Below are 1,944 nucleotides of genomic sequence, written 5' to 3'. Positions count from 1 at the left end.
TCGACCAGTTCGCCCGCGCGTGGAACGGCGTGACGTACATCATCCACGGCAAGGACAACACCCGCGCCATCGCGCCGCCCGAACGGATCATGGGCGAATTGCGGCGCACGGGCATCCCGGGCGAATACGCGCTGTATGTGCGCGGCGACCGCCACAGCGTGCCCGTCGATTTCTGCGAGCGGAACGGCATCTGCACGGGCACCGTATGCTACACCGTGCGCGACGGCCACGCCTACGCCTCCACGGCGCACAAGCGTTTCTACTACGCGGACATCTCCGCCTCGGGCGCCGTCCTCATCGACCCCGCCATCCCCGCCGGCACCCGCATCACCGTTTTCCTCATCGGCGAGCTGGGGACGATGATCGTGGCGGACCTGACCGTGTGACCGTCTGCCATGAACTTAATATAAGTCAAAACTCTCTGTCGCATCATTGACAGGGAGTTTTTCTATGCCATTATTCACTCGATATAGTCTTTTGCTTTGGGATAGGGTTCTGAAATATCTGTCAAACCCAACAAATAATCTGTGCTGGTTCTGTAGAAAGTCGCTAATTTAATTAAGACATCGGTGGGTATCTCACGTTTCCCTAACTCGTAATGAGAGTAACTGACCTGCGTACACTGCAAGTAATTTGCGATGTCTTTTTGCAGCAAATCTGCATCTTCCCTCATATCGCGAATCCGTCTATACATTATGTGTTCCCCCTCTTGTAGAAATTGGCAACACAAAAAGTATAGGCAAAACATTTTGTTATATTGACATATAAAACAATTTGTTTTATAATTGCATTATACTTTTTCGGGAGGCGCTTCCATGAATAGGTTTTTGATGAATATCAAAACTGGTAAAATTCATAACGGACTATCTCCCTGTGCACGCGCCAGAAAAATGGGGGATGGGAACAAAAAATGGTTTGAAACATATGCAGACGCTGAAAATTTTTATGAAAGTGATACACACAAGGGGGTGTTTTGTGGTGTGTGCTTTACCAGCAGAGAGGAAGCGCTGAATCTTGAGCAGAAGAACAATAAGTGACATCAAATTAAAAAGGAGAGCGTATCATGAAAAAATGGAAGTTCCACGCACTGGGAGCAGTATGCCTGTTGTTGGCTTTGATCCTCATTCCCAACGTAGCTTTTGCGGACGGAGACGGATGGCAATCCGAAAATGGCGGATGGAAATATTATGAAAACGGCGTGCCGATGAAAGGCGTGCGCTGGGTCGAAGCGGAAAATGCTCGTTATATTTTTGACGAATCTACAGGTCTGCTTCTAACAGGTGATGCCGAAAGCGATATACAGATCAATGGCAATCTCTATCACGTCAATCCAAACAAAAACACCGCAGACCCCAAATCGTGCTATGCTGTGCGTAATTATACACGCAATCGCAATGGGGTAGGCGTTACATACTATGACGGCGACGGCATCACCTTTGTCGGCTGGATCGGTGCAAACAACGGCAAATTGATGTACCAGACACGCATACCTAAGGAGAATGTACAAGGTGCAACAAAAGACATCTACATTTATGTTTGGCGTGCTCAGTATCTTCCGGCTGGCAAAAATCCTGTAACAGGTGCAGCTATGGAAGAAGGATGGAATTTATTCGATGACAACGGTGTTTTGATTACAGCAGATGGTACATACAATTGCGGAGACGGTTCCACCTACGTTGTTTACGGCGGTAAAATCATTACAAAGGACGGCGTGTCTGTCATGCAGCCAACCGTCTCGAAACCGAGTGCCTCCATCACCAACATTTCATCGGAAAATTCCTTAAGTGGGAAGTCCCTGCTCTCCGTAAATCGTGCAAATATACTCACCCTCATCAACGATTATTCTAATTATACCAAACGGCTTACTGATTATCTCGAATTTCATGCGGAAGATTTTCAAAACGGAAAATCTTTTTCCGACTTGGATGATTATGACGACTATTT

4 protein-coding genes are annotated in these 1,944 nt (G+C 47.3%); 3 read left to right on the top strand and 1 reads right to left on the bottom strand.

The window, feature by feature from the left end; genetic code table 11:
- Positions 1-386 (top strand): hypothetical protein (locus QX565_RS00115; RefSeq protein WP_289290504.1); only part of this gene is annotated, 386 nt, incomplete at its 5' end.
- A gap of 74 nt (positions 387-460) precedes the next feature.
- Here the strand turns inward: QX565_RS00115 and QX565_RS00110 are convergent.
- Positions 461-694: a helix-turn-helix domain-containing protein gene (locus QX565_RS00110; protein ID WP_289290503.1), complete on the bottom strand. Its 234-nt coding sequence runs from the start codon at positions 692-694 to the stop codon at positions 461-463.
- 136 nt (positions 695-830) lie between these two features.
- On the opposite strand from QX565_RS00110, the gene QX565_RS00105 reads away from it, so the two are divergent.
- Together QX565_RS00105 and QX565_RS00100 are read left to right on the top strand one after the other, a co-directional pair.
- Entirely contained in the window at positions 831-1,037 is a 207-nt protein-coding gene (locus QX565_RS00105; RefSeq protein WP_289290501.1) for a hypothetical protein, read from the top strand.
- Between the two features lie 26 nt (positions 1,038-1,063).
- Positions 1,064-1,944, top strand: an 881-nt coding sequence (locus QX565_RS00100; protein WP_289290500.1) for a hypothetical protein, incomplete at its 3' end; no start/stop codon positions are given.

Source organism: Bacteroides sp. 41_26 (genome assembly GCF_949740115.1).
Lineage (GTDB): Bacteria > Bacteroidota > Bacteroidia > Bacteroidales > Bacteroidaceae > Bacteroides > Bacteroides nordii.
Note: the sequence above shows the minus strand (reverse complement) of the source record. Positions and strands in the feature narration are given on the sequence as shown.